This is a genomic window from Sporosarcina sp. ANT_H38 (genome assembly GCF_008369195.1).
Taxonomy (GTDB): Bacteria; Bacillota; Bacilli; order Bacillales_A; family Planococcaceae; genus Sporosarcina.
On record NZ_VOBC01000003.1, the window covers coordinates 78002 to 101205 of the forward strand.

Annotated in this window: 23 protein-coding genes; 7 read left to right on the plus strand and 16 right to left on the minus strand. The window is 41.3% G+C overall.

From position 1 onward, the window contains the following. Nucleotides 1-248: 248 nt before the first annotated feature. Complete coding sequence (locus tag FQ087_RS15865; protein WP_149581579.1) at nucleotides 249-1127, minus strand: DUF6612 family protein; 879 nt, start codon at nucleotides 1125-1127, stop codon at nucleotides 249-251. 225 nt (nucleotides 1128-1352) lie between these two features. Between FQ087_RS15865 and FQ087_RS15870 the strand changes: the two genes are divergently transcribed. After that, nucleotides 1353-3071 carry an ABC transporter ATP-binding protein gene (locus FQ087_RS15870; RefSeq protein WP_149581580.1) on the plus strand — a complete coding sequence of 573 codons (1719 nt, stop codon included), beginning with the start codon at nucleotides 1353-1355 and terminating at the stop codon, nucleotides 3069-3071. A gap of 166 nt (nucleotides 3072-3237) precedes the next feature. Here FQ087_RS15870 and hflX read toward each other — a convergent pair whose 3' ends face one another. From hflX to FQ087_RS15890, 4 genes are all read right to left on the minus strand, one after another. Beyond that, entirely contained in the window at nucleotides 3238-4509 is a 1272-nt protein-coding gene (gene hflX / locus FQ087_RS15875; protein WP_149581581.1) for a GTPase HflX, read from the minus strand. A 118-nt stretch (nucleotides 4510-4627) separates the two neighbouring features. Beyond that, nucleotides 4628-5323 (minus strand): VOC family protein, encoded by a 696-nt coding sequence (locus FQ087_RS15880; RefSeq protein WP_149581582.1) that lies wholly within the window; start codon nucleotides 5321-5323, stop codon nucleotides 4628-4630. A gap of 71 nt (nucleotides 5324-5394) precedes the next feature. Further along, the gene (gene putP, locus FQ087_RS15885; protein WP_149581583.1) at nucleotides 5395-6879 is read right to left on the minus strand and encodes a sodium/proline symporter PutP; all 1485 of its coding nucleotides are present in this window, start codon (nucleotides 6877-6879) and stop codon (nucleotides 5395-5397) included. A gap of 226 nt (nucleotides 6880-7105) precedes the next feature. Then, nucleotides 7106-8740, minus strand: a complete 1635-nt coding sequence (locus FQ087_RS15890) for an AMP-binding protein (RefSeq protein ID WP_149581584.1) — start codon at nucleotides 8738-8740, stop codon at nucleotides 7106-7108. A gap of 446 nt (nucleotides 8741-9186) precedes the next feature. On the opposite strand from FQ087_RS15890, the gene nfsA reads away from it, so the two are divergent. The 3 genes from nfsA (at nucleotide 9187) to FQ087_RS15905 (ending at nucleotide 11675) form a co-directional block, all read left to right on the plus strand. Continuing rightward, nucleotides 9187-9918 carry an oxygen-insensitive NADPH nitroreductase gene (nfsA, locus tag FQ087_RS15895; RefSeq protein ID WP_149581585.1) on the plus strand — a complete coding sequence of 244 codons (732 nt, stop codon included), beginning with the start codon at nucleotides 9187-9189 and terminating at the stop codon, nucleotides 9916-9918. Nucleotides 9919-9929: 11 nt separating this feature from the next. Beyond that, nucleotides 9930-11096, plus strand: a complete 1167-nt coding sequence (locus FQ087_RS15900; protein ID WP_149581586.1) for a class I SAM-dependent methyltransferase — start codon at nucleotides 9930-9932, stop codon at nucleotides 11094-11096. A gap of 129 nt (nucleotides 11097-11225) precedes the next feature. Beyond that, entirely contained in the window at nucleotides 11226-11675 is a 450-nt protein-coding gene (locus tag FQ087_RS15905; RefSeq protein ID WP_149581587.1) for a hypothetical protein, read from the plus strand. Nucleotides 11676-11755: 80 nt separating this feature from the next. Here the strand turns inward: FQ087_RS15905 and FQ087_RS15910 are convergent, their stop codons facing one another. Together FQ087_RS15910 and FQ087_RS15915 are read right to left on the minus strand one after the other, a co-directional pair. Then, nucleotides 11756-12103: a DUF6176 family protein gene (locus FQ087_RS15910; protein ID WP_149581588.1), complete on the minus strand. Its 348-nt coding sequence runs from the start codon at nucleotides 12101-12103 to the stop codon at nucleotides 11756-11758. 115 nt (nucleotides 12104-12218) lie between these two features. Next, complete coding sequence (locus FQ087_RS15915) at nucleotides 12219-12875, minus strand: Dph6-related ATP pyrophosphatase (RefSeq protein WP_149581589.1); 657 nt, start codon at nucleotides 12873-12875, stop codon at nucleotides 12219-12221. Between the two features lie 346 nt (nucleotides 12876-13221). Here FQ087_RS15915 and FQ087_RS15920 point away from each other — a divergent pair, with 346 nt between their 5' ends. Beyond that, a complete protein-coding gene (locus tag FQ087_RS15920; protein ID WP_149581590.1) occupies nucleotides 13222-13752 on the plus strand; it encodes an RNA polymerase sigma factor SigV in 531 nt (176 codons plus the stop codon). Beyond that, nucleotides 13749-14621, plus strand: coding sequence for an anti-sigma-V factor RsiV (gene rsiV, locus FQ087_RS15925; RefSeq protein WP_149581591.1), 873 nt, complete (start codon nucleotides 13749-13751; stop codon nucleotides 14619-14621). The genes FQ087_RS15920 and rsiV overlap by 4 nt, the downstream gene beginning before the upstream one ends. Nucleotides 14622-14946: 325 nt before the next feature. On the opposite strand, the gene FQ087_RS15930 is transcribed toward rsiV, so the two are convergent. The 7 genes from FQ087_RS15930 to FQ087_RS15955 form a co-directional block, all read right to left on the minus strand. Then, nucleotides 14947-15447 (minus strand): PCYCGC motif-containing (lipo)protein, encoded by a 501-nt coding sequence (locus FQ087_RS15930; protein ID WP_149581592.1) that lies wholly within the window; start codon nucleotides 15445-15447, stop codon nucleotides 14947-14949. Nucleotides 15448-15558: 111 nt separating this feature from the next. Then, nucleotides 15559-15696, minus strand: coding sequence for a hypothetical protein (locus FQ087_RS22515; RefSeq protein WP_188006781.1), 138 nt, complete (start codon nucleotides 15694-15696; stop codon nucleotides 15559-15561). Nucleotides 15697-15711: 15 nt separating this feature from the next. After that, the gene (fumC, locus tag FQ087_RS15935) at nucleotides 15712-17094 is read right to left on the minus strand and encodes a class II fumarate hydratase (protein WP_149581593.1); all 1383 of its coding nucleotides are present in this window, start codon (nucleotides 17092-17094) and stop codon (nucleotides 15712-15714) included. Between the two features lie 33 nt (nucleotides 17095-17127). After that, the gene (locus tag FQ087_RS15940; RefSeq protein ID WP_149581594.1) at nucleotides 17128-17592 is read right to left on the minus strand and encodes an NUDIX hydrolase; all 465 of its coding nucleotides are present in this window, start codon (nucleotides 17590-17592) and stop codon (nucleotides 17128-17130) included. A gap of 66 nt (nucleotides 17593-17658) precedes the next feature. Continuing rightward, the gene (locus tag FQ087_RS15945) at nucleotides 17659-18585 is read right to left on the minus strand and encodes an HD-GYP domain-containing protein (RefSeq protein ID WP_149581595.1); all 927 of its coding nucleotides are present in this window, start codon (nucleotides 18583-18585) and stop codon (nucleotides 17659-17661) included. 117 nt (nucleotides 18586-18702) lie between these two features. Continuing rightward, nucleotides 18703-19989, minus strand: a complete 1287-nt coding sequence (locus tag FQ087_RS15950) for an ABC transporter permease (RefSeq protein WP_149581596.1) — start codon at nucleotides 19987-19989, stop codon at nucleotides 18703-18705. Continuing rightward, a complete protein-coding gene (locus tag FQ087_RS15955) occupies nucleotides 19979-20677 on the minus strand; it encodes an ABC transporter ATP-binding protein (protein ID WP_149581597.1) in 699 nt (232 codons plus the stop codon). Before FQ087_RS15955 ends, FQ087_RS15950 begins: the two co-directional genes overlap by 11 nt. Nucleotides 20678-20787: 110 nt before the next feature. On the opposite strand from FQ087_RS15955, the gene FQ087_RS15960 reads away from it, so the two are divergent. Further along, entirely contained in the window at nucleotides 20788-21060 is a 273-nt protein-coding gene (locus FQ087_RS15960) for a hypothetical protein (RefSeq protein ID WP_149581598.1), read from the plus strand. Nucleotides 21061-21089: 29 nt separating this feature from the next. Here the strand turns inward: FQ087_RS15960 and FQ087_RS15965 are convergent, their stop codons facing one another. Continuing rightward, entirely contained in the window at nucleotides 21090-22652 is a 1563-nt protein-coding gene (locus FQ087_RS15965) for a flotillin lipid rafts scaffold protein FloT (protein WP_149581599.1), read from the minus strand. A 17-nt stretch (nucleotides 22653-22669) separates the two neighbouring features. After that, complete coding sequence (locus FQ087_RS15970) at nucleotides 22670-23203, minus strand: NfeD family membrane protein (protein ID WP_188006782.1); 534 nt, start codon at nucleotides 23201-23203, stop codon at nucleotides 22670-22672. Nucleotide 23204 lies beyond the last annotated feature (1 nt).

Sequence of the window (23204 nt, forward strand, 5' to 3'; positions counted from 1 at the left end):
ATTTGCATCTAATTGAGAATTCGTTAATGAAAAAGATTATCAATTAGCTGCAAGTCCAATTATAGCATGCTAGAATTAACTGTCAAACAATAACTGAAAAGTATTATCAATGAGAATTTAAGACGCTAGTAATAGAATCCCACTTATCGACGCGATTTCTGTACGTTGTAAATCGTCCATATTTCAAGAATTTTTATTTCCAAAGCATAAAAAAAGACGCCGGTAATAGATACCTGACGCCGGTTCTTTCACTGACCCATTGATTCGTTAATATCGACAGCGTTGTCTAGTATTTCTTGTGGGACTTCAATTTTGTCAATTTCGTTAATTTTGCTGATATTAGCATTTACTTTTTGATCAATATGCATTTCTTCGCCTTCGACTTTCATTGTCATATCCATCCTCATATTGAATGCATTCGTGTAGAACGTCTTTTTGTCAATGAAGATTTCATATTCGAGTAATTTCACTTCCATATTTTTCATCACTTCCGCCTGTTCTTCATTCATTTCTACTCCGGCAGGCATATTTTCTGTAGCTACTTTTTTGAACAGCTCACTGAATTTATCACCTGATGCGGAAAGTTTGAGGATGTAGGCATCTTCTGTTTGTTCAAACTTAAAGTCATCTGCAAACTCCTTGAACATGTTCATGTCAAGTGTCGGATTTGCTCCTCCTCCCATTTGACCAATCATTGTCTCGTACATTTCATTTGGAAGCTTAATCCATTCTCCCGACTCAGGTTCATTCACAAAGAATCCTGTATCTGTCATATAGATTTCCATGTTCATCTTGCCTTGCTCACCCATATCTATGTTCATCTTCTGATATATTGAAAGTGGTTCCATAACCATATCCATGTCCATTTTTATCGTGTTGTTCATTTCAAACTCTTGACTTGGTACTTTAATATGCTGATCGATATCCATTTTTGCGTTCATACTCGTTTGTTCTTCAGAAACAGCCATCGCCTTCTCGTAAACTTCCTGCGCTGTCATCTTGCTCTTATTTTCGATTTCTACTTTTTTTCCCGTGTCCGGATCGGTTTTCGTCTCCGCCGTTGTATTGCAAGCACCAAGTCCGAGGACAAGAATTCCAGTTGCTATACCCTTCATCCAATTCTTCATATCATTCGCTTCCTTCCATTTGCTAATTTTATCTACATATAGTCATACGACTCAAAATATAAATAGTTTCATCTTTTAGATAAATTTAATAATTACACTTACTTTTCATATAAACCAACAGAAGCGCAAGTCAGTTATTTCGGTTCCAGAAATTAATTATCGTTTTCTACCTTCATATCCGCTATACTAGCAATTATTAGGCTAGAGGAGAGGAGATAAAATCAAATGCTAAAACAATTTTTTTCTTATTATAAACCGCATAGACGGCTATTCATCATCGACTTTTCGAGTGCCATTTTTGTGGCTTTACTCGACCTTGCATTCCCACTCGCGGTCCAATGGTTCATAGACGATTTGCTACCTAAGGGGAATTGGGAACAAATCACTACAATAAGTATTCTATTATTACTCATCTATTTACTAAGTACGTTCCTTCAATACATCGTAAGTTATCTCGGTCACAAACTCGGCATCAATATTGAAACCGATATGCGCCAGCAGTTATTCAACCATGTACAACGGCAATCCTTTCGATTTTTCGATAATACAAAGACGGGCCATATTATGAGTCGGATTACTAATGATCTTTTCGACATCGGGGAACTTGCCCATCATGGACCCGAGGATGTCTTCATAGCGGTCATGACGCTTATTGGTGCGTTTGCCATTATGTACAGCATCAATCCTGAACTCGCACTGATCGCAATTATTATGGTTCCGTTTCTTATTATCCTTGTCACATTCTGTAACATCAAAATGAATGCAGCGTGGCAAAATATGTACGGTAAAATCGCGGACGTCAACGCACGTGTCGAAGATTCCGTGTCAGGTTCACGCGTCGTCAAATCTTTCACAAATGAAGATTTCGAAATCGCACGTTTCCGCATAGACAACGGGAATTTCAGAACAGCCAAACTCGTCGCCTATAATGTAATGGCGTGGACCCATTCCAGCATGTTCATGATGACCCGACTTGTCACGCTTATCGTACTTGTTGTTGGAGCCTGGTTCACACTTAACAATAAATTGTCGAGTGGCGAACTCGTTGCCTTCGTACTTTTCGTCAATGTGCTCATCAAACCTGTCGATAAAATCAGTGCGTTGTTAGAACTGTATCCAAAAGGCATGGCAGGTTTTCGTAGGTTCCGTGAATTGATTGAACAGGAGCCTGAAATTAAAGATTGTCTCGATGCGGTCGTTGTTTCTCATTTGAATGGGGATATTGTCTTCGATGATGTCGATTTCCACTATGACGATAACAAAACAGTACTAGAAGGTATTAATATGAACATCCATGCCGGTGAGACGGTAGCATTCGTCGGTCCTTCCGGTGCTGGTAAAACAACGATTTGCTCGTTAATTCCGCGTTTTTACGATGTCAGTGAAGGTGCTATTTCTATTGACGGCATCGATATCCGCAACATGACGCAGCACTCCTTGCGTTCACAAATCGGTATCGTTCAACAAGACGTCTTTTTATTCACCGGGACCATCAAAGAAAATATCGGCTATGGAAAATTGGATGCGACGGATGAAGAGATTATTGCTGCAGCGAAAAAAGCGCATCTAGAAGACTTCATCGCTTCACTTCCTTATGGCTATGAGACACAGATTGGAGAACGCGGCTTAAAATTATCAGGCGGTCAGAAACAGCGTCTTGCCATTGCCCGCATGTTCTTGAAAAACCCACCCATTTTAATTTTAGATGAAGCGACATCTGCTCTCGATACTGAGACGGAACGGATCATTCAACAGTCGCTCGCTGAACTTGCTGAAAATCGTACAACTCTTGTGATCGCGCACCGATTAGCAACAATACGTGATGCTGACCGTGTTATCGTCGTCACAGAAGATGGAATAGCAGAAGACGGTAAGTATGATGAACTCGTGAGGAAAGGCGGAATTTTTGCCCGCCTGCACAATAATCAGTTTCAAGAGGTTTAACTTTTGAGTAAACGGGCATACTAGAACTATTCCACCCCCTTTCTCTTAGATAGAAAAAACAGCATTACATGACCTCCCTAGTCATGTAGTGCTGTTTTTTTGTTTTTTAAAAGATAAGAAAGTATAATTTTTCAGTCTTTAGCAGTGCCTAGCTCCATGGCTTTTCTTAATGGCTTACGATGAACTCTTCAACCTTGGCCCGCCCTGAAATGTCCAGTTCAACGGTCATTAGCGTTCCCTCTTCCTCGTACTCCGTACTTTTCACGTTCGCTTTGTCGTTCAAATAGGACACGATATCACCACGGTCAAACGGAATGAGCAGCTTGCACGTACTATACTGTTCAAAAATCTTTTTCTTAATCAGCTCAATAAGTTCATCCAGTCCTTTTCCTTCACGTGCCGAAATCCATACACTGTCATCGCTTACTACAGGATAGGGAATACCCGCAAGATCCGCTTTATTGTAAATATCAAGCGTTGCTACATTCTCTACTCCAACAGCCTGCAAGGTGTCATTTGTTACTTCCATCATATAGCCGTGCTCTGAATTCGACACATCCACTACATGTAACAGGAGATCCGCGTCACGAGCCTCTTCCAATGTTGAACGGAATGCTTTTACAAGATGGTGTGGAAGCCTCGAAACAAAACCAACCGTATCCGTTAATATGAACTCCTTGTTATCCTCGAGCTTTACTTTTCGAATTGACGTATCGAGTGTTGCGAATAACATATCCTCTTCGAATACTTGCTTCGCATTATCCAAGTCCATTTTCTGCAATAATTTATTCATAAGCGTTGACTTGCCTGCATTTGTATAACCAACAATTGACACAACAGGTGTACCACTTTTTTTACGCTGTTTACGCTGTGTCTCACGCTGATCCTTTACATGATTCAAGTCGCGGCCAAGTTTCGAAATTTGATCTTCAATTTTCCGACGATCGAGCTCTAGCTTCGTTTCTCCGGCCCCCTTGTTTTGGAGACCACCACCTGTTCCGCCGCCTTGCCTGCCAAGGGATGCACGTAAACCGACAAGTCTAGGCAACATATATTGCAATTGAGCAAGCTCCACTTGCATCCGCGATTCACTCGTTCTTGCGCGCCTTACGAAAATATCAAGTATAAGCATCGTCCTATCGATGATTTTACAGTTCAATTCCCGCTCCAGATTACGAATTTGAGATGGCGACAGTTCATCATTGAAGATGACGAGGTTAGCATCCAATTCTTCATAAAAAAGCTTAATTTCTTCCATTTTTCCTTTCCCAACATATGTAGATGGGTTGCGTTTTTCCATGTTTTGCGTCACTTCTCCGACGACCTCGACATCTATTGCTTTGGCAAGGTTTTTCAACTCTTCCATTGCATATTCAAAATGCTGATCCTTTTGCTCATGGACCCCCACAACTACTGCGCGTTCAACTAAAACTTCCATAAACTACCCCTTCCAGACCCGCTATAAGTATATTCAGTCTACCATATTTGGCTAAACCAAATGCCAACGGACGAATTATATAGCTGATTCAAGAGCTATACTTGATAAAATCGCACCGTTAATCAGTTTGCCCAATCACAACATCAGTCAATCGGTCATTCTCGCCATTATGTGAAACAAATTTCAGCACTACATTCGGCAAGACGATGTTATTAGCATCGCCAACTTTCTGCGACAATAAAATCGCCCAGTCTGCTGTTGCTCTTAATGGATCATCCACACTAAAAGTACACTCCGTAATTTCCAACTGCTCATTGTCCGAGGTAAGCGTTCCATCAACACGTAACTTCGTAAACCGTGTTTCTTCTGGCTCTTCCCACTCGATGAAAAACGGATAGGGCAATTCATTCGAAACGGGTTGATCGACAAACAACATTTTCCACTTTCGTAATTGCCCATCAGCCGTTCTTCTCCCGGCATCGAGCACACCCGAAGTATGGAATCCTTTAATCTCTATTTCTTCATTAAATTTTTCAATACCGTCAACAGACAGACAAATCGTCCCCCAACCATCGCCTTGTTCAATATCATGCAGCAATAGCTTTGTCAGTGGATGATCCACTTGTTGTGCAATCTCCATTTTCTCCACTGACAACCATTCAATATAAGCATTTTTCGTATAGAGTAGCGCATTATGCGTCCCCCATTTTTCATGGCGACCACCTACTACAGCGTGACGTCCGCTCATTTGTTGTTCCGCCGCGATGTTCACTGGTTCTGTATTCGTGAAATAGACAACATGATCAAGTTTCATCTCAAAAACCTCACCTTCATAGTTTTAACTAAACGAAAAGCCTGCAGTAGTAGAAACCGCAGGCCTTCAAATTACTTATCTTCATTAAGGATTTTAATTGCTGCTGAGAATTCTTTATCTATCTCAGCATTTGGTTTATATGTGATATTACTTACGACAACTGTAGCTATCAGACCGAGGACGAATCCAGGTACGATTTCATAAAGGGTATCCGATAAGATATCGACATTCCCCCAAATCATAACAGTAATTGCTCCAACAATCATTCCCCATAATGCGCCTTTTGTTGTAAGTTTGCGCCAGTAAAGGGATAGCAGGATAATTGGACCAAATGCAGAACCAAATCCAGCCCATGCAAACGATACGATTTTCAAAATGGATTCATTGTTCGGCCATGCAAGTATCATAGCTATTATTGAAACTACAAGGACAGCCATTCTGCCTAAAAATACATAATGCTTATCCGTTGCTTCTTTTTTCATAAACGTTTTGTACAGGTCTTCCACAAGTGCAGAAGACGATACAATCAGCTGTGAAGAGATTGTACTCATAACAGCAGCAAGAACAGCAGCAAGCATGATTCCTGCGATAAATGGATGGAAGAAAATTTGTCCAAGGACAATAAATACCGTTTCATTATCCACCAGTTTTTCACCAGGGTTCTGTTGGTAATAAGCAATCCCGATAAGTGCTGTCGCAACAGCACCGAATAAACTCAAGAACATCCAACTAATTCCGATGCGACGTGCTTTTTTCGCTTCTTTGTGCGAGCTAAGCGCCATAAAACGGACGATGATATGTGGTTGACCGAAATAACCCAGTCCCCACGCGACCGCGGACAAAACACCTAGGAATGTTGCGCCCGATACGAAGTTCAGCAATTGTGGATCCACAGCACGGATACTTACCGTAGTCTCTGTTATACCACCCGTGATGAAGATACCAACAATTGGCACAAGAAGGAGGGCAAAGAACATGACGATACCTTGGACAACATCCGTATAACTGACCGCCAAAAAACCTCCGAATAATGTATAGAAAATAACAACAGCCGAAACAATCAATAAACCTGTGTGATACTCTAATCCGAATGAGCTAAGGAAGAACTTCCCGCCCGCAACCATTCCTGAAGACACATAAAATGTGAAGAATATCAGAATAATGACACCTGAAGCAATTCGCAAGAGACGCGATTTATCTTTCAGACGACTTTCCAAGTAACTTGGAATTGTAATGGAGTCACTTGACACTTGTGTATATACGCGAAGACGCGGTGCAACATACACCCAGTTCAAGTATGCTCCAATTGTCAAACCGACTGCAATCCATGCTTCAACTAATCCGTTGAGATAGATTGCACCTGGCAGACCCATAAGCAACCAGCCCGACATATCAGCAGCACCAGCACTGAGAGCGGTTACAGCCGGTCCAAGCGAACGTCCACCTAACATGTAATCCGTAAGATTGGATGTTTGTTTAAATGCATACCACCCAATGAAAATCATCGCTGACATGTATATAATAATCGCAATTAACTGAAACCCTTCATTTGACATAACGAGTCCCCCTTTTTTTAGATTGCCTTTATCATATCACTTTTTTATATATAAAAAATTATTATTTTAATTAATTTAATAATCACTTTACCCAGAACAGACAGAATACGACGAAATCAGTTCATTCTCCTTACATTCCCCGGGAAATAATGTATATTCGACAACATATTTTTATAACTTGTGAAAACAAGCGTATTCCCTCACATTTAGAGGAATACGCTCATTTTCATTGAAATGACTTTTCTAAAGACATTTCACGCAGTTTGAACTTTTGAATTTTCCCTGAAGCAGTCATTGGATATTCCTCTATAAATTCAATGTACTTTGGTATCTTATGGTGTGAAATACTTCCCTTACAAAATTCGCGTACTGATTCTCTATCTAAATGCACGTCTATTTTCGGAATGATCCACGCCATCAGCTCCTCACCGTATTTCGCATCTGGTACACCTACAACTTGTACGTCTGCAATTTCCGGATGCGTATAAAGGAATTCCTCAACCTCTTTTGGGTAAATATTTTCCCCTCCACGGATGACCATGTCTTTGATACGCCCCGTAATATCGATGTAGCCATCCGTATCCATTACCGCAATGTCGCCAGTATGAAGCCATCCTTGCGCGTCTATTGCCTCTCGTGTCGCTTCCGGATTGTTGTAATACCCTTTCATTATGTTATAACCACGCGTGCAAAGTTCCCCTGGCACACCGACAGGCATTTCTTGACCTGTCACAGGGTCAATAATTTTGACTTCAACGTTCGGATGCGGTTTGCCGACTGTTGAAACACGCTTTAGGATTGGATCATCTGTTTTCGTCTGCGTAATGACAGGAGATGCTTCTGTCTGGCCGTAACAAATGGTGATTTCACTGGCTCCCATATCCTCAATGACTCGCTTCATCACTTCGATTGGGCAGACAGAGCCTGCCATAATACCGGTGCGAAGTGTGGACGTGTCATATTTCTTGAAATCAGGATGGTTTAGCTCTGCAATGAACATCGTCGGTACCCCGTGTAGCGCTGTGCATTTCTCATCTTGTACGGCTTGAAGTACACGTAATGGATCGAACTGTTCGAGTAAAATCATTGCAGAACCGTGTGTAACCGCCGCAAGTGTTCCTAGTACACAACCAAAACAATGGAAAAATGGGACAGGAATACAAACGCGATCCTGCTCTGTCAGTTTCATATAATCTCCAATTTGTTTACCATTGTTGACGACGTTATTATGTGTTAGCATGACCCCTTTAGGAAAGCCAGTGGTGCCTGAAGTGTATTGAATATTAATAACATCATCGGGATCAAGCGATTGAAATTGTTCTTCCAATTGCTCATTCGTTACCTTATCAGCTTGCGCCATTAATTCCGACCATTTGTACATGCCTTGTTCTTCCCGTTCCGTCATTAGGATAATCCGTTTGAAATGAGGCAGTTTACCACTTGAGATAGAGCCTTTCACACCCGTCGTCAGTTCAGGGCAAACCATACGGATAATATCTATGTAACTCGTTCCTTTAAAGTTTTCATCCAAAATAAGCGTTGTTGCATCAGATTGCTTCATTAGATATTCCAACTCCGTAGCTTGATAATTCGTATTTACTGTAACAAGGACTGCCCCGATTTTCCCCGTTGCATATTGGCTAAGCAGCCATTCCCTTTTATTGTCTGACCAGATAGCAACGTTTTCTCCTTTTTCGATACCCATGCCGATGAACGCTTTCGCTAGTTCGTCCGTTTCTTCATCAAATTCCTTATATGTTTTCCGAATCCCATGTTCCGGATAGACATACGCTTCCTGCGCAGGATAAAGCTCCGCCTGTTCTCTTATGATTTCCCCCACTGTTTTACGTAGCAATGTCATGTCCATTCCCCTTTTCCAAAATAATCATTTAACGATATTTTATCACAAAATTCACAAGATTAGGCGAACTAATTAGAAGTAGCAAAATCGGTTTATAATTGAGAGCTACATAGTGTGTATTGTAAGGTTCTTGTTTATCGTTGGTTTCTTTTCGAAAAGTGTTGTCTTTTATAAAGAACGCGTTGTGCCCCCCTCACCATAGCGCATCCGCCTTGAAACCACTAAATTCCGAAGAAAAACACACAGTTTTCATCTTTCGTCATAAAAGGTAAAAAATATGGTCATTTTAATAACAATGATAACTATAGATAAAACTAATAATGCTGTTGTAATTGAAGTACTGACTACCCAATTAATAACTACATCGTTTTTTTAAGCTTTATTGTTAGTTCACCACTGTCGTAGTCTGTTAATCTTAATCCACAAACAAATTCTGGAGGGATTATATGGTTATCGAATTATTGACTTCACATGCATCCGTGCGAAAATATAAAGATATTTCACTACCAAAGGAAGATGTATTTGAACTTATTCAGGCGGGTCAGCATGCCGCCACTTCTCATTTTGTACAAGCGTACTCTGTCATTTATGTAACGGACCCCGATAAACGAAAGAAACTCGCTGAACTTGCGAAGAACCCGCAGCAGATTTTATCAGCAGGCGCCGTTTTAGTCTTTTGCGCGGACTATTACCGATTGATGAAGGCAGCGAACTTAATAGGGAAAGACATTGATTTCTCCTCTGCCGAAAATCTCCTTGTTGGCTCTATCGACGTTGCTCTATTCGCTCAAAATGTTGCGATTGCGGCTGAATCAAAAGGCTACGGCATTTGCTACATCGGTGGTGTCCGTAATGCACCAGAAGAAATAAGCGAACTGCTGTCGCTCCCTAAAGGTGTTGCTCCGATGTTCGCTATGACTATTGGTGTTCCAGATGAAGCAAATGAAGTGAAACCGCGCTTACCAATTGAAGCAATTATTCACGAAAACAGCTACGATATGGAAAAATATGACGAACTCCTCCCAGCTTACGATGACATAATGAACGACTATTATCTAAGCCGCGGCTCAAACCGAAAAGACGCCGCATGGTCCGACTCAATGGCAGACTTTTTAAGGGCCCCTCGACGAACGCATATGAAAGATTTTTTGAAGAAACAGGGATTTGAGTTTAACTAGGAGAGATGACAATGCAATTTGAAGAATTAGTGGACGTATTAACACGCCGGATGACAGACGGGTCTTTTATTGGTGGGACAATCAGCCAATCCCGCACAAAAACAGATGATTTAAAACGGGTGAAAGTGAAACCCGTTGAGTTAAAGGGACAGTTGCATATTCAATTTGAATACCAGTACGAACGAGTGTTAAACCACGAAAACGTTACAACTGATTTATTAGGGGCGTACTTACTGCAACTGCTTGAACGTTTCAGACAAATACATGCCGAGTTTTCAGATGAAAAGATTCAGGTCCAACTGACGAAAAAATTTAAAGTAATGTGGAAATCAGAAAAAGTAGCATCTGAAAAAATAGTTAACCTTTCACACAATCGCAAGAAAAATTATTTACTGGATGAAAATACAGCCTATCCATTTTTAGTCCGACTCGGCGTACAAACTCCCGACGGCCAGGTAAAAAAGCAAAAGCACGACAAGTTTAGGCAAATTAACAGGTTCGTCGAATTCATCGACGATTCTCTTGCTCACTTACCAAAAGATCGAACTGTACGTATTCTTGATTTCGGTTCTGGTAAATCCTATTTAACATTCGCACTGTATCATTACTTACGTATCGAAAAAGGGCTAGATATTAAGGTAACTGGGCTTGATTTAAAAAAAGAAGTGATTGAGGAATGCAGCACAATTGCAAAGGATCTTGGTTACGATAACCTTGAATTCCTCGTAGGAGATATTAACGACTACAACGACGAAACGTCTGTCGACATGGTCGTCACACTCCACGCATGCGATGTTGCAACGGATATGGCACTTGCCCGTGCGGTGAAATGGGGTGCGAAAGTCATTTTGAGCGTCCCTTGTTGTCAGCACGAACTGTTCTCGCAGGTCAATTCCCCTGCGCTCGACGTTATGCTTCAACACGGCCTCATTAAAGAGCGGTTCTCGGCACTTGCTACCGATTCTATCCGTGCGGAGTTATTGTCACTTGTTGGATACGAAGCGCAGCTATTAGAGTTTATCGATATGGAGCATACACCGAAAAACATTTTGATACGGGCTTATCAGACCGGACGAGAGGCTTCCGCTGATGATTTTATACGCTATAACGAATTCAAGACTCTGTTGAATGCGGATCCATTTTTGGAGAGAGAATTGGAGCATTTGTTGAATAAATAAGCAACCTCATCTACGTTTGCTATAAGCGAATGTAGATGAGGCTTTTCATAGTTAAAACGAAACAACTAATCTGCTGCATAGTTCACATGATAGACTTTATAAAATCATATGTTTCCCACGGAGGTTAACATGGCGCTACTGCATGAGTTTTACCTAATTCCCAGCTCGATCGATGTGCAAGACTTCTATAGGACAACGAAAAACAACGACGCCATCATAGATAGTGTCAATATACATGATGATATGATCACTTACATCTACGACTCATTGAATTGGATCCCAAGTAGAAATCCGGCGTTGCGAGGTATGCCACATGGACAAGGTATCCATTACCACGGCATTACACTTTTCGATGAACATTCGTCACGAGACTTACTAAGAATTTTCACTGCTTGGCGAGACCTATTCAGCAATTCGCCTGACATATTCCAGCTGAAGGGTCAATTCATAATCAATCGGGATGAGCATGAAATCCTATATTTCGATCGCAATGAAATCGTTGATCAATTCGAGACAATGATCTCAATGTCTAACTATCTCGCTGACGGGAATTATTACTTGTATTACTGTGGTATTTGAAAATTTTCTGAATAAAAGACCTCAACGAAGAGGTTTTTCTTTAACATAGCCCTCTATAAATCGGAAGTGTCTACTTAGATTTAAAACTTCATACTAGCTCTTATCTTTTCAGGAATCATTACCACTTCTGTTTTTAAATCCAGAGGTTTAAAGGTATCATCAATGCATTCATCCCAATATGCTAAATGCTTCTTATCTATCCAATGCTCTGATTCTTCTACTTCCTGACCACCTTCGCCTTGAACTGAATACCAATATAAAAATTCATCTCCATTGAGATGTTCTCTAAATATAGTTTCTACATACATTTTCTCGCCTTCAAGGGTTATTAGCACGTGTTTCATGTTTTCGTTCAGAAAAGTTATCCATTCATTTACCTTTTCTGATTTATCTTTCTTAACCCTGAATCTTGTTAACTCAACGTTCATGTTTCTCCCACCCTTTGTTCATTTTTCAAACAGTAAAAATGATCTTCAAAAACTTTCGATACGTTGCTCCTGAGAATTTCATTTCCATTCATCACGAAATCCTCCTCCACACCGACTATTCCAGTGTCACTCCCAAAAATACATAGCCATCCCGTTCATACTGCCCTGAAAAAATGACTGGAACCCTCTCGTTAAAAATCGGACCATCTACGACAACCGTATGAAATTCACCAGACTCCCCGCATGCATCAATGCCAAGTACCTCCAGTTCATCCATCAGCTCCAAAGTGAATTTGCGGCCTATGAAGTGTGCCGGCATCATTTTTGTATTGACGACAACTATGTACGCCTCGAATCCCGCTTCTATAAATTCTTCTAAAATCTCGCGACGCGGCTCCATCCATAGCGGATGTACTGCTTCCATATCGACTTTTGCACATGTATTTTGGACCCATACCAAATGGTCTTCAAGATCGATATCCCCAAAAACTCCGTAACTGATGCCCGACTCAACGCATTCCTTCATCGCGTCTAAAAATTGCTCTTCATATCCTTGCCAGTCAGCTCCCCTTATCATTAAAGGGACGCCAATTCTTGCTGCTTGGGCTTCCACGACTTCAAAAGGCAGCGCATGCGATTTTGACCGTTCTTCATCCTTTTCAAACATTGTCCATAACCGTTTCGGAACGCCACCCGCTTTCATTGCGCGGTAATAAGCCATCGCAGAATCTTTTCCGCCGCTCCATGATGCAACAAATGATATATCCATCATTTTGTACATTCCTCCGTATAGTTAATTATTGTTTTTTATTTTTAGCATCGGTTCATATCTTTCAAGCTCATCACCCTTATTTTGCAATGCTTCTTTAGGCTCCGATAATTTCATTACAAAAATAGAAACAAAGCTCAAAAGAACTCTAAAATCTACTAGCAACGCAATACCAAAAACAGTATTATCGTCACAACCCACACCCTAAATTATATTTTTCGTTTTATTTATTTTACCATGAATTTGCCAACACTATTGAAAGGATTCTAATAATTTGCTTTTGCAGCGAATAAAAACATAAAACTTTTCAGACATACTGCCCGTCAAATACTTATAACGTGTTCGCGACATGTTGAAAATTGGAGAAGGTGAATCTTTAGTCATGACAAAAAAAGAGAAGTTCGAACTTGTAGAAAATTTTATAGTAGAAAACCGGGAAGCTCATTATCGTCTTGCATACAGCTATGTTAGAAATAAAGAAAATGCACTTGATATCGTACAAGATGCCATTCTAAAAGCGCTCAGTTCAATTGATCGACTTGAAGAAATCGCCTATTTGAAAACATGGTTCTATCGAATAATCGTGAACACATGCATTGATTTCATCCGAAAACATCAGCGTATTACAGTGATGGACGATGACATTCTTGGCATTCATTTACCACAGTTAGAAGATGACATTATCGACATGGACTTACAAGATGCCATTGACCAGCTACCTCACAAATATAGATCTCTTATTATTCTCCGATTTTTTGAGGATTTGAAAATTGATGAAATCGCTGCAGTGATGGATGAAAATGTGAATACGATTAAAACAAGATTGTATGCAGCATTGAAAAAGTTGCGCATTGAAGTCGGGGAGGAATTCAGATTATGAAAAAAATAAATAAGCTAAAAAAGGATTATGACGAAACGGAGATTCCATCTGAGTTGAAGGACTTCGTTAAAGCTTCGATTCGGCAAGCAAAGTCATCACAGAAGAAACGTCCATTTCTTAAACAATGGACGTTAGGAGCCGTCGCGGCTGCTGCTCTATTTATCGGAAGTATCAATGTAAGCCCATCTTTCGCGCAAGCTATGGCAAACGTTCCACTTCTCGGAGTAATTGTGGATGTGTTTACCGCACAACAATTGACTGTCGATGAAAAAACGTACCAAGCGAATGTCGCCACACCAAAAATTGAAGGTTTGGAGGATGAAGGACTGCAAACTTCATTGAATGAGAAATACCTTAAGGAAAATAAAGTGCTCTTCGAACAGTTCCAACAGGATGTTTCGGAATTGGAAAAGGCAGGTGGCGGTCATCTTGGAATCGATACTGGCTATGAAGTGAAAACAGATAATGAACAGCTTCTATCGATTGCTCGCTATGAGGTGAATACGGTCGGATCCTCATCAACCACAATGAAGTACGACACAATCGATAAACAGAACAGCATTTTAATCACATTGCCCAGTCTGTTTAAAAATGACAAATATGTGGAGGCCATTAGCTCTTACATAGTAGGTGAAATGGAGCGGCAAATGGATGCAGATGAAGAGGTCTCTTACTTTTTGAATAGTGAATTTTTCGATGATTTCAAAACAATCCAATCCGATCAGTCGTTCTATATCACAGATCACAATAAGCTCGTCATTTCATTCGATAAATACGAAGTTGCACCTGGTTATATGGGAGTCGTGACGTTTGAAATTCCGTCAGTTATTTTGAAAGATCTGCTGGTCAGCGACACATACATTAACTAATTCCTTTTAGAAAGTGACACTTTTTTAATATAAGCAAGAAAAAACCATAGAGAAAGCATCAGCCGCCAAAATTGCATCTTTGGCGGCTTTTCTCCAGGTAAGAATCCAGCTATTCTTTCGTCCCAAAAATGCTTCAGCACTCTGTGTATTTATGTATTTGGAGCACGACGGATGAAGGACAACCATACGATTACAGAAAAAAAAGTGTAGGGATGCGACAAAGTCGCATCTCTACACATATAAACATCTCGGTGATCGTAATAGAAGTTATTCAATTTACTGGTGACTTTTGGTGAATCAACAGACGTGCTCTTTTGTGATTCAATTATGCTGGCATTGGCGTATCTGTTGGTTCTGTGTAACCTTCTTTGTAATTTTCATCGATGAATTTACGGATTTCTTTTAACGATTTACCGTCCTGCTTCATCATTACAGATTGCACAGCGATATCTAGACAAACTTGGCAACGTGTACCATGGTCATCCCAGACAACAGAACCATCTTCACGAACTTCGTCTATGAAACAATTCAAGTTACTATCGTGGCCTGCGCTTTCTCCACACCCACAATAGCATGGCATCCACTCGATAATATCCGTTGCAGTGCCCGCCATTTGATAGACAAGACGCATATCCTCCGATTTGTCATCTAGGAACGAAGGTAAAATATCGGCAGAAGCCGTTACTTCTTGCAAGTCACCGTTTGGTACATGCTTCTGTTCCCCATGTTTCATGTCATGTTCTTTCTCACTCGGCTGCGCTTTTTCTCCGCATGCTGAAAGGACAAGAATCGCTGTAAGCAAGATGAACATCAAATTCTTTTTCATATACTGCCCACTCCTTATTCGCATAGTTGTCCTTTCATCATAACCCAAAACAACATGTTTATAAGTTACAGTTTGATGGACAATCAAACTTGACGGCAATTATCCCCTTGCTTAATCCAATACCGGATACCCTTCCAACACTGTTTGCTCAGAAGGTTTTTGAATGTAAGCACATGTTTCATTTTCAAAGATAATTTGTTGCTCAGGATCCGTAAGTAAATTACAATACGGACACTCTTTGTCGTACACGTCGAAGTCGCCTCCTTATCTACCAATCATTTTCGAAGGAACGACATACTCGTCAAACTGTTCTTCCGTCAGCAAGCCTGATTTGAGTGCTGCTTCTTTCAGCGTTGTACCTTCCGCATGTGCAGTTTTCGCTATTTTTGCAGCATTTTCGTAACCGATATAAGGATTAAGTGCCGTCACAAGCATGAGTGAGTTTTGAACTTTACGATCAATCTCTTCACGATTCGGTTCAATTCCCACTGCACAGTTTTCATTAAAACTGATCATCGCATCGCTCAACAATGTCACAGATTGAAGGAAGTTGAAAATGATAACGGGTTTGAAGACATTCAGTTCAAAGTTCCCTTGACTCGCTGCAAAGCCGATTGTTGCGTCATTCCCCATTACTTGTGCAACAACCATCGTAAGTGCTTCACTTTGAGTTGGATTCACTTTTCCTGGCATGATGGAACTGCCCGGTTCATTCTCAGGAATCGTAATTTCACCAATACCTGAACGTGGTCCGCTAGCCAACCAGCGCACGTCATTAGCAATTTTCATAAGGTCTGCCGCAAGCGCTTTAATAGCACCATGAACGTAAACAATCTCATCATAACTTGTAAGTGAATGGAATTTATTAATCGCGGATGTAAATTCTATCCCCACTGCCGTGCTGATTTCAGCAGCAACACGATCACCGAATCCAGCTGGCGCGTTAAGTCCTGTTCCAACAGCCGTTCCGCCAATTGCAAGTTCTTTCATTGACTCGACGCTGTCTGTAATCATTTTTTCCGTTTTCTCGAGCATGCGGTGCCAACCGCTAATTTCCTGACCAAGAGTTAGAGGCGTCGCGTCTTGTAAATGCGTACGGCCGATTTTAATGATATCCATGAACTCCTCAGATTTCTTGCCAAGTGTTGCTTTCAATACACCAATTGCCGGTACGAGCTGTTGTTGCACTGCAACAACTCCTGCAACATGCAGCGCCGTCGGGAATGTATCATTTGAGCTTTGCGATTTATTGACATCATCGTTCGGATGTAGACGATCTTCCTCGCCCCACTCCTCAAGCAATTGATTGCCACGGTATGCAAGTACTTCGTTCATATTCATGTTGGATTGAGTACCGCTTCCTGTTTGCCATACGACAAGCGGGAAATGATCATCCAGTTTTCCAGAGACTACTTCATCTGCAGCTGCAGAGATTGCCTTCATTTTTGCTTCTGATAGGGCGCCATGTGCATGGCTCGCGATAGCAGCTGATTTTTTTAAATGAGCAAATGCACGAATAACACCAATCGGCATTTTTTCTCCACCAATTTTAAAGTTTTGCTTACTGCGTTGTGTTTGCGCTCCCCATAGCTTGTCCGCAGGTACTTTAATTTCACCAAATGTGTCATGTTCAATACGATAATCCATTCTTCATCCCTCTTTCGTTTGTAAGTATTTCCATTATCTCATGATTGGCACCTTTTTATCATGTGCCCAGTCTTGGATAAATGCTTTTTGCCTAGGATTCAAGTTTTCCGGCAATTCATCTCTACCAAAGAAACAGTGTGCTTGGCTTTCTGCTCCGCCCTGTTGCAATTCTCCTGAATACGTTGTCGAATGAAAAATAACTTGCACGCTGTATACCTGGTCTCCATTCGGATATGTCACAAAACAGGACTCACCAGAATAAAGCCCAAATAGCTGAAGCTCCTCCACAACCAATCCCGTTTCTTCATATGTCTCCCTTTGCACTGTTTCTTCAAACGTTTCCCCGATTTCCATCACGCCACCCGGAATGCACCAATTGTCCTCATCTGTGCGGTGTTGGAGCAGGACTTTGTCTTCGTTCGTTATTATGACGCCGCAACCGACCGTAAGTAGTGATTCCTTACCAATCATTCTCCTCATTGTTTGAATGTAATCCATAGTATTTCCCCCTTTTTGTTATGCAAAAAAGACACGGTTTCCCGAGTCTTTTTCCAATCTTCATTTTCAATTGGACTGCTTTTTCTCTAATACTTCTATAAATGCATCGACTACTAATGGGTTGAACTGTGTCCCTTTTCCGTTTTTAAGTTCTTCCATAGCTTCTTGTCTAGAAAGAGCCTTCTTATACACACGATCGGTTGTCATTGCATCGAATGCATCAACGACCGATACAATGGCGGATTCCAGCGCAATTTCATCACCTTTAAGACCGTATGGATAGCCTTTCCCATCGTGCCTTTCATGATGCTGTTCGACAATGAATGCTGTATCTGCTAACCATTCGACAGTATGCTCACGCATAATCTTTGCACCTTCAATTGTATGGGACTTCATAATCCCCCACTCTTCAGCTGTCAGCTTCCCAGGTTTATTTAGAATTTCTAGCGGGACAACGCGCTTGCCGACATCATGAAAATAGGCGCCCCATCTCAGCGTGCTAAGGCTTTCTGGCGGCAGTTCCATGTGCTTCCACACTTCGATTGAATAATCTTTGATGCGATTGCAATGCATATAGGTGTAGCCATCAACCGACTCAATCGCATCCGCCTCTTCCTGGAGGATTTGCGTCTCAAAAAATCGCGTCTCAAAACTTTCAGTAGACATTTTGATTAAAATCTCTGCTTCTGTTTTCCCGTAAAAAGAAATGATGTGTGCATAGTGCGATGCATCGATTGTCTCACCGACTTCCAATATATGCCTTTTTCCATCGTATTCTATTTCTACTATTCCGTTAAGAAGCAAATACGACTCTACGAGAGCGTCTTCTTTATCGTATTGAACCCAAAATGAACTATTTTTGTGCAATGAATAAAGCGCATTTGACAACCCATTCCATCTTCCGAGCAACACGACATCCGCATAACCGAGATGAATTACCGGATATCCTTCTCTAGTTTGATTGCTATACGATTGATTTGAAATAGTGTCCATTAGCGTACTCCTCGGATTAAGGCATATGACCATCAATTGCTATCTGAATATTATCATTATAGCAAGTCACACCATAGTTTCATACACCTTTACCCGATTGACGCAAAACAATGTCGATTAAAGCTCCTGCCTTAACGCATTGATAACATCAATTTTCGTCGCTTTACGCGCTGGACGCCATCCTGAAATCATCGCGACGCCTATGCTAATTACGGAAGCGATAACGACAAGTTGCCATGGAATTACTGAGAACGTAACAGTCATACCTCCAAAATCTTCTTCGCCGAGCGCAGCCGTAACAATGATTGGCAGCACGTAATTTGACACAATGCTCACCCCATAGGAAATAACAACTGCAAGAACCGTCCCCACAATACCAATCCATGCACTTTCCATTAGGAATAGTCGTTGGATTAGTTTCGGATCTGCCCCGATTGCTTTCATAACTCCAATTTCACGCGTCCGCTCCGTTACAGCCATGGTCATTGTGTTGAAAATTCCGATAGATGCAATTAATATCGCGATTGTCCCAACAAATACTAGCCCCGCTTTTAGCGCTAAGAAAAAGACATCTAATTGGTCAAGTTCATCTGATATGGAGTACACACTATATCCATCGTCTTTTAATGCAGTAGAGATTGCTTTTACATTTTCTAATTTATCCGCATAGACGTTTACATTGCCGTAAAATAATTGCTGCGCGTCTGATTGATCATCTGCTGGCTTGTCCACATGTGCATAATAGATTTTTTCTAGCTCTGGAATGATAGATGCGTCAGCATATATCTTTTGATCCTGCTCCCAATCTTTCGCTGGTTTCTTTCCGATACCGACTATCGTGAGTATTATTTTATCCTCAATCAATTCACCTTCATTGTCACTGACTTGATAGAGGAACTGTTCACCAATCACTTTGCCGTCATACGTAGTAAATTCACCATCTTCGTTTTCATCTTGTTGATTCATTAAGTACTCCGCGAAATGGCTTCCAACGATGACTTCATTTTCCCTTTCTGGTAAACGCCCTTCCCGAAGTTCAAAGTTTGCTTTCTCTTCTTCTTCAAAATCCGTCACAACTAGAGGGTTATTACCAGTAAAATTGCCGATTGAAGACTGCTGTTCTGTCGCTATATTTCGACGAAATACAACTACTTTTACATGATCCCGTTTCTTTAACTCCGTAACTTTCTCTTCATCCATCTCGCTTGAAAACACTTCAATTTGTGTCACAAGTCGATTCGATAAGACTTCTCCCCGAATCGTTTCGTGCAGCCCGAATCCAACTGACGCGAGCACAATTAAAAAAGCTGTTCCCATCGTGGCCGCAAGCACGGTCATAAAGACACGCATTTTATTTTTCTTGATATGTTGGCTTACGAAACTAATCTGGTCTTTAAATTGCATGCTGTACACCACCTTCCGTTAATACGCCATCATGCATTCTGTAAACGCGGTTTGCAGTTCGGGCAACTTCATCGTCGTGTGTAATTATGACAAATGTGATGCCCCTTGTTTTATTGAGTGATTGAATGAGTAGAAGTACATCCTGCTCTGTTTCAGAGTCTAGACTGCCCGTAGGTTCATCTGCGAAAATGATTGGCGGATCAGTGATGAGTGCACGCGCGATGCTCACACGTTGCTGCTGGCCCCCGGACAACTCGTTCGGATAATGATCTTGCACATCCGTTAGGCCAACGCTCCGCATAAGGTCTTTCACTTTCTTCTGTCGTTCATTTTTACTGATGCCCTTCAACGTCAATGGCAATTCAACATTCTCAAACGCCGTCAACCCAGGCATGAGTTGGAAGTTTTGAAAGACGAAACCGAAATGATCCAGTCGGAATTTCGCACTTTCCACCTCATTGAATGAGGACGTTTGTATACCTTGTACACTGATTTCTCCACTTTCCGGTGTTAGGAATCCTGCCATTATATGAAGAAGCGTTGATTTACCCGAACCACTTTTACCAACAATCGATACAATTTCACCGTCCGCAACCTCAAACGTCAACCCTTTCAGCACCGGAATCTGCTTCTCTTTACCCTTCTTACCGATTTTAAATGAATGATTTAAATTCCTTACATTAATCATGTATTCCCCTCCAAATTTTCTTCACTTCCCTCATTGTAAAGGAAGAATCTTAAGGGTTTGTGAGGATAGATATGAAGAATTTCTTAAGAATTTTAGAGGTGGAGTGGGGGATGGTCGGTCAAGCAACAGTTTTGATCGGTCGGCAACGCTATATAGTCGGTCAAGCAACAATTATGATCGGTCGGCAACGGTATATGGTCGGTCAGGCAACAGTTATGATCGGTCGGCAACGGTATATAGTCGGTCAAGCAACAATTATGATCGGTCGGCAACGGTATATGATTGGTCAGGTAACAGTTTTGATCGCCCACTCCCATTTCAACATAAAATATCTGTTATACACCAAAGTCCATTCATATAGAAAAAGAGTCTCAAACGCATAACTGCGTTAGGACTCTCTTCTAGATAGTAGTTATTTAGCTTCGTCAGCTGCAACTTCTTTTATTGCAATCGATTGTTGTGTAGGTTGCTTCGTATTTGCTGCTTTTATTTCAGTTGTTAGCTGGTCAATACTTGGGCGGATATTACCTTTGCCCGTGTAGTTTTCAAGCATTTCCTTAACGTCGATACCTGATGATGCTTTCAATGATTCTTGCAATGTCGCCATTAAGTTAGTAGCGTATGACGTTACTTTATTGGCTCCGCCGCCTTCACCACTGCCTGTATCGACAACTGTAATCTTATCGATATTCGCAAGCGGGCTTGCAATTTGTTTAGCATACTCAGGAATCATTTTAACAATCATATCAAGCATTGCAGCTTGGCCGTACTGTTCGAATGCTTCTGCAATTTTACGTTTTGCTTCTGCTTCAGCAAGACCTTTCAGGCGGATAATATCTGCCTCTGATTCCCCTTGAGCACGCAGTGAATCGGCTTTTGCCTGCCCGTCAAGACGGACTTTTTCTGCATCTGCAGACGCTCTTGCTTCAATGCGATATTTTTCTGCATCAGCTTCCGTAATTTGTTTAGATTTTTGGGCTTCTGCATTTTGTTCGATTGCATAGCGATCTGCATCAGCTTTTTTCTTAACTTCAGAATCATATTGTTTCTCGCGACGCAGAATCTCTTTCTCTTCAAGTTCAATTTGCTTTTGACGTTCAATGATTCGAATTTGCATTTCCTGTTCCATAACTTCCTGTTTCGAGACCGCCGTTTGAAGTTCGTATGCTTGGTCGGCACGCGCTTTTGCAACATCCTGATCACGACGGTAATCCGCAACCTTCAATTGATTCTCTTTTTCAGCTTCGGCAATTTCAGTTGCGCGTTCGATTTCTGCTTTTTGCGCTTCTTTAGATGCCTCTGCATTTTTAATGCGCGTTTCTTTTTCAGCTTCAACCATTGCAATATCTGCATCGCGCTTCACTTGTGCAATACGAGGCTTCCCTAGCGAATCGAGGTAACCGTTTTTATCACGTACATCTTTTATTGTAAATGAAACGATGATGAGTCCCATTTTTGCAAGGTCCTGCGACGCAACCCGCTGTACTTCTTGAGAGAACTTGTCGCGGTTTTTGTAGATTTCTTCCACTGTCATCGAGCCCAAAATCGAACGTAAGTGGCCTTCTAACACTTCTTTCGCTTCGTTTTCACGGTCAGCTTTTGTTTTTCCTAAAAATTGCTCAGCAGCTGTTGCAATCTCTGAGATTGAACCACCGATTTTAATGATTGCCGTTCCATCCGCCATCACAGGAACACCTTGTTCCGTATAGACTTCCGGTGTTGTAACCTCAAGCTTACTTGATAACAAGCTAAGCGGCGCCGCTTGTTGGAACACCGGCAACAGGAACGTCCCGCCGCCACGGATGATTTTAATGCGATTTCCCGAATCATCCTTATGTACATTTTTAGAACCTAGATAACTTCCAGTCACGATTAGTGCTTCATCTGGCCCAACTGTGCGGTACTTTGTGATGAAGACGAGAACAAGTGCCAGTATAATAAAAGCGACTACTCCAATTACAATCAAAATTTCCATCTGTTTTTCCCCCTTTTTTATTTGAAGCGGAATGGTTCATACTCTTTAACGATGAATGTCCCATCTTTCACTTCAATGATCAATATTTCTTTTCCATACTCAATTGCTGTGTTCTCATACCCTGCCGCTCTTTTTGAAATCAGCCCATTCACCGACTCAATGACAATTTCACCGAAACCATCAATTGGAATAGGTACAATCACTTTTCCAACTTGGCCCATCAGCGACTCATCCGTATAAGAAAGCGACACTTCCGCAGACTTTAATGGAAGGAGAACAAATACGTATAATAAAAGATCGAGTACAAAAGCAGTTACAAGTGCAATTACCAAAATGATTCCGCTACTCCATGTTGTAACAAGTTCTAAAATATAACCGCCAGCTGCTACAAATGTTATAAAGGCAAGAATTACCGCCGGATCTAAGAACGGACTAGCATCGCCGATTCCTTCCGCCATATCACTAAAAAAGATATACAATATCGTCGCAAGGCCGGCAATAATTAGCCCGATTAAGTATACTTGCACAATTGGCATCCCAAACAGTTCCATT